This is a genomic window from Kitasatospora sp. NPDC058406 (assembly GCF_042722765.1).
Taxonomy (GTDB): domain Bacteria; phylum Actinomycetota; class Actinomycetes; order Streptomycetales; family Streptomycetaceae; genus Kitasatospora.
This window is the reverse complement of the sequence record NZ_JBHXKE010000388.1, coordinates 1-5,742: the sequence shown is the minus strand read 5'-3', so window position 1 is coordinate 5,742 and position 5,742 is coordinate 1. Positions and strand designations below refer to the sequence as shown.

Annotated in this window: 2 protein-coding genes; one reads left to right on the top strand and one right to left on the bottom strand. The window is 72.8% G+C overall.

Features of this window, described 5'->3' with window-relative positions; all coding sequences use genetic code 11:
• Positions 1 to 115: 115 nt before the first annotated feature.
• Positions 116 to 3,016 (bottom strand): RICIN domain-containing protein, encoded by a 2,901-nt coding sequence (locus ACFWOG_RS39140; RefSeq protein ID WP_380364365.1) that lies wholly within the window; start codon positions 3,014 to 3,016, stop codon positions 116 to 118.
• A 629-nt stretch (positions 3,017 to 3,645) separates the two neighbouring features.
• Here ACFWOG_RS39140 and ACFWOG_RS39135 point away from each other — a divergent pair.
• A complete protein-coding gene (locus tag ACFWOG_RS39135) occupies positions 3,646 to 5,685 on the top strand; it encodes a phosphocholine-specific phospholipase C (protein WP_380364363.1) in 2,040 nt (679 codons plus the stop codon).
• Positions 5,686 to 5,742 lie beyond the last annotated feature (57 nt).

The window sequence follows — 5,742 nt, the reverse complement described above, 5'->3', positions numbered from 1 at the left end:
GGTCGGGCCGGGCGGGTCGGGCCGGGCGGGTCGGGCCGGGCGGGTCGGGCCGGGCGGGTCGGGCCGGGCGGGTCGGGCCGGGCGGGTCGGGCCGGGCGGGTGGGGCCGGGCCGGGTCAGGCGGTCTCCAGCTTCCAGTCCTGGCCGGCCGTGCCGCGGACGGGCTGCTGGACGATCCGGGCGCCGTCGGCGGTGGAGCCGGCCTCCACGTCGGCGCAGAGGCCGCTGGAGACGTTGACCAGGTGGACGTGGCCGGCGGTCGTGGCGGGGACGATCCGCCACCACTGGTTGGGGCTGCGGGTGTTGGTCCACTGGTCCAGGGCCTGGCCGGGGACGGTGGAGGTGCCGGGGTTGTCCAGGACCTTGCCGCTGTGGACGTTGACCAGGCGGAAGGAGCCGTCCGCCTCGGGTTCGAGGTCCCACCGCTGGTTGGCCCCGCCGTTCCAGGGCCACTGGACGACGCCTCCACCGTCGGCGGTGGAGTGGTCGCGGACGTCGAGGACCTTCCCGCCGGCCCGGTTGACCAGGCGGTAGGTGCCTGCGAGCAGGCCGAGGTTGATCTTGGTGCGGGTGCCGGCGGTCAGGGTGACCCTCCTGGCGTGGGCGCCGAGCGGGGAGGCGGCGACCGGGGCCCGGGTGGTGATCGAGGTGATGCCCCGGCGGCAGATCAGGGTGATCTCCTGGGTGAGGTCCGAGGTCACGGTGACCGTGGCGGTGCGGGCCGCGGTGTCCCAGACGAGGCTCTCGACGAGGACCCGGTTGCGGCCGCGGACGCCCTTGACGGTGCCCCTGGCGAGTTGGGCGGGCAGGGCGGGCAGGAGCTCCAGGACGCCCGGGCGGGTGTGGAGCAGGGCTTCGGCGAGGACGGCCGGCAGGGCGTTGGCGGCGTCGGCGTTGTACGTGGTGAGTCCGGGGTTGTGGGAGGTCATCAGGGAGCGGAAGACCATGTCGTTGCCGAGGATCTTCCGGAGGTTCTCGTGGACGCCGGCACCGTCCTTGAGCCGGGCGCGGGCCAGCGCGCGGTGGAGGCTGCCGTGCGCGGAGAGGTTCTCGTCGCCGCGCAGGTCCAGGGCCCGGCCGGCGGCGCGGACCAGGTCGGGGCGCTCCTCGGGGTTGATCTCGTGCAGGGGCCAGGCCCCGTACAGGTGGTGGACGTGCCGGTGGTTGTAGCGGTCGGTCAGGCCGGGCCAGGACCATTCCGCGAGCGCGCCGTCGCCGTTGACCGTGTAGTCGGGCAGTTGGGCCAGCAGGGCGGTCCAGCGGGCGACGCCCCGGCCCGGCCCCTGTTCGACGCCGAGGGCGTTCGCGGCGTCGACCGCCGCCCGGAGGGCGTGCCGTCCGGCCGCGATGTCGCCGGTGGCGTTGACCGCCAGCATCTGCCCGGTACGGGCGGGCGCGTTCTCCATCGAGTAGGACGGGACGAAGACCTTCTTCCCTCCGGCGTCGGTGCGGGTCAGGAAGTCCTCGTAGAACAGGGCGAGTTCCATGAGGGCCGGGCCCAGCTTGTCGCGGAGGAACGCGGCGTCGCCGGTGACCTGGTAGTGCTCCAGCAGGGGGTGGAGCAGCCAGTCGGCGCCGCCGGTCCAGCACTGGCCGGGGAAGTCGCCGCCGTTGAAGTGGAGCATGTGGCCGTGCTCGCCGTCGGTGCGGCTGGGGGCGAGGAACCCGCGGGCGCCGTAGATCCTGGCGGCGTTGTCGCGCCAGTCGGCGAGCTGGCCGAGGACGAGGGTGAAGTAGCCCTGCATCGCGTCGCCGTGGCTGAGGATGTTGCCGCCGGCGACCTGGAGGTTGACGTTGGCGTCCGTGGTGATGTCGTCGGCCCAGGCGCCCGTCCAGCTGCCGGACCAGATGCCGGTGAGCCGCGGCGGAAGGATTCCGCTGGAGCTGACGAACAGGTAGCGCCCGGAGTCGTACATCCGCTCCAGGAGTGCCAGGTCGAGGCTCGACCGGTTGCCGTTCTGGCGGGCGATCAGTTCGCCGGTGGACAGCCGGCGGTCGGCGGCCGGGACGCCGAGGTCGAGACTCGAACCGTCGAACATCGCCCGGTGCAGCGGCCGGTGCCGGCCGAGCAGGGTGCCGTAGTCGGCCGTCAGCGCGGCGAGCGCCTTCTGCAGCGGCTGGGCGTCCCAGGCGTCCGGCGTCTCGTACCGGTCGAGCTTGGTGAGGAGCAGGACCTTGGCGGCCCCGGCGACGACCAGGGCGGAGCCGTGGACGGTGACCGACGCGCGGGCGCCGGTGACGACGACGCGGGTGACGCCCTGGTAGCCGAACGCTCCCTGTCCGGCAGGATAGGTGCCGCGGACGTCGAGGTAGCCGTCCCGTCCGACGGCCGTCGCCGTGGTGCGGAAGGTGACGCTGCTCGGCGTCCCTTCGAGGGCGGTGTGGACGCCGAGCACGGTGGCGACGGTACGGCCGGTCGCGGGCAGCAGCTCGTGGACGACGACCCGGTCCGCGCGGGAGACGAAGGCACGGCGCCTCCAGGTGCCGGCCGCGTCGGCCCAGGCGTGGGTGACCTCACCGGTGCGGAAGTCGGTCAGCCGTGCGTAGTCGGCGGCGCCGCTCATCTCCGGCGTGCTCAGGTGGAGTTCGTAGCCGGGGTGGTAGGTCTGGGTCCAGCGCAGGGCCCAGTCTCCGGCGAAGGCGCCGGCCGCGCCGGCGTAGTCGCCGGCCAGTGCCTTGTCCTGCACCTCGGGGAGCCGTCCGGCGAGGTCGGGGGGCTGGACCGCGCGGGTGCCGTTGGGCAGGACGAAGCGGTGGTGGTTGACCACGACCTTCTCCAGGGCGGGGGTCCCGTGGAGCAGCGCGCCGTACTCGCCGTTGCCGGTGAGGAAGCCGTCGGTCCAGTCCGCGGCGGGCGTGGTGTCGTGGATCCCGCGCTCCGGGAGGGTGACCCGGGGCGGCACGGCGGCCGCGGCCCGGGGCGGCCGGAACCCGCCGGGCAGGACGACGGCGCCCGCGGTGGCGGCGGCCCCGGCGAGGAAGTGTCGGCGGCGCAGAGGGGGATCGGGCAGGCTCATGGTGGGGCTCCATTGGCCGGGTGGGGGAGGAAGGAGCAAAGGGGAGGCGCAGAGCGCCTGCGGTGCACACGGGCGGCTCGGCGCCGTGGTCCGGGCCCAATGCTGCACATGGTCACGCCCGGTGGGATGTTAGCGTGAACATCGGGTTGCAGCCGAGTTTCGAGGACGAGTCGGCCCGCGTCAAGGCCTGGTCCCCACAAGCTATTTGGTCTCTACGGCCGGTCGGCCTCGCCCGCGGCCCCCCACCCGGAGCCCCTGGCGGACGCTTGACACCTCCCCCGGTCTTCCGATGTCATGAGAGCCCTCGCCTGTTTGAACGCGTTTAATTTTGTCACCCCCCCCGTTTGATCCCTCCCCCGTGCCCGTCGGACGGACCGGAGCCGGGGGAAACGCGCGGCGAGTCTCGCAACAGGTTCGCGATCCCGCCCGGATCGCAGCCGCCTCACCCCCAGAGGAATCCCATGGCGCAGCCCCGACCCGTTCCCGCGAACGCACCGGCAGTCACCGTGCCGCCTTCGCCTCGACGGTGCTGAGACCGTTCACCTCGATCCCCGCGAAGTGACCCACCCCGAAGTCACCTTGCTCCGGCTCCCCCACATCCCTTTCAGCCGTAAAGGAACTCCCCCCTCATGAACGACCAATCCAGACCCGGTGTCAGTCGGCGCGCCCTCCTCGGCAGCGCGGCCGCCGTGGCCGGCGCGGCCGCGCTGCCGGCCGCGCTGCGCAGGGCGACGGCCGCCCCGGCACCGTCGGGCACCGGCACGATCGCCGACGTCAAGCACGTGGTGATCTTCATGCAGGAGAACCGGGCCTTCGACCACTACTTCGGTTCCCTCAGCGGAGTCCGCGGCTTCGGCGACCGCAACGCGGTGAAGCTCCCGAACGGCGAGCCGGTGTGGCACCAGCCCGCGTCCGGTGGCACCGGCTCCATCCTGCCCTTCCGGATGGACACCACGACCACCTCCGCCACGTGCGCGGAGGCACCCGCCATGAACTGGCCTGTCGACCTCGCCGTCTGGAACGGCGGCCGGTACGACCGCTGGAACACGGCCAGGGACCCGGGTGTCGGGATGGGCTACTTCACCCGCCCGGACCTGGACTTCTACTACCGGCTCGCCGACGAGTTCACCATCTGCGACCACTACTTCCAGTCCACCCTGACCCAGACCAACCCCAACCGGCTGCACGCCTTCACCGGCAGCAACGGCCTCTCGGTGGGTGAGGCCGCGGTCATGGACAACACGTGTCCGGAGCCGGGGTTCGGCTGGACCACCTATGCCGAACGCCTGGAGTCGGCCGGCGTCAGCTGGAAGGTCTACCAGCAGACCGACAACTTCGACGACAACGCGCTCGCCTGGTTCGCGACCTTCAAGCAGTCCGGCCCCGGCCAGGCCCTCCACGACAAGGGGATCGCCACCGTCGCCGACCTCGTCTCGGCCTTCGGCGAGGACGTCGCCCGGGACACGCTGCCTCAGGTCAGCTGGATCGTCGCGCCGGAACACCTGTCCGAGCACGCGAACCACCGCCCCGCCGACGGCGAGAACCTCACGGCGCGGTTACTCGCCGCACTCGCCGCCAACCCGGCCGTCCAGGACAAGACCGTGTTCATCCTCAACTACGACGAGAACGGCGGCTTCTTCGACCACGTGCCACCGCCCATGCCGCCGACCTCCGAGGCCGACGGGCTGTCCACGGTCACCACCGCCGGGGAGATCAGCGGCGGGAAGCCGATCGGGCTGGGCTTCCGCGTGCCGCTGATCGTCGTCTCCCCGTGGACCCGCGGGGGGTACGTCTGTTCCGAGGTCTTCGACCACACCTCCGTCATCCGCTTCTGCTCCGAGGTGTTCGGTGTGGCCGAGCCGAACATCAGCCCCTGGCGCCGGGCGGTCACCGGGGACCTGCGGTCCGCCTTCGACTTCACCTCCCCGCAGAGTGGTTGGCCGGACCTCCCGAACACCGGCGGCTACCCCGGGCAATCCGCCGCACAGTGCCGCGACCTCCCCGCGCCGAGGGTGCCCCGCGTGCAGACCCTCCCGGTGCAGGAGGCCGGGCACCGCAAGGCCCGGGCCCTGCCGTACGCCTTCGAGGCCTCGGGGCGAGTCACCCCGGAGGCCTTCCGGATCGACATGGTGAACAGCGGCACCGCCGGGCAGTGCGTCCACCTCTACGCCAACGCCTTCCGGAAGGACGGGCCCTGGCGACACACGGTGGAGGCGGGCAAGAGCCTGACCGACCACTTCGTCCAGGGCACGCCGGCCGGCTCCTACGACCTCTCCCTCTACGGTCCGAACGGCCTGCACCGACGCTTTCGCGGCAACCGGCTCACCGCCACCACCGCCGGGCACGCCAACCCGGAAGTCACCGCGCAAGCAGACGTCCCGAACGGCCGTCTCACGCTCACCATGACCAACAGCGGCACCGCCCCGTGCACCGTCACGGTCACGGCCGGCGCCTACCGCACGGACGGTCCCTGGACGTTCCACCTGCCCGCCTCCGCGACCGTGCGGAACTCCTGGACGATCACCGACAGCAGCTGGTGGTACGACCTCACCGCCACCGCCGACACGGCCGACGGCTTCCTGCGCCGGTTCGCCGGCCACGTGGAGAACGGAGCCGAGAGCATCACCGATCCGGCCGCCGGCGGCGCCCCCGGGGCCGGCCTCCGGTAGGCCGGGGGTTCGGCGGGCGGGGCCCGGCACGGCCCCGCGCCCGGCGCCCCCCCCGAG

What these genes read in the sequence shown, in the direction of transcription:
- ACFWOG_RS39140 (WP_380364365.1), bottom strand. Translation starts at nt 3,016, where the DNA reads ATGAGCCTGCCCGATCCCCCTCTGCGCCGCCGACACTTCCTCGCCGGG.
- ACFWOG_RS39135 (WP_380364363.1), top strand. Translation starts at nt 3,646, where the DNA reads ATGAACGACCAATCCAGACCCGGTGTCAGTCGGCGCGCCCTCCTCGGC.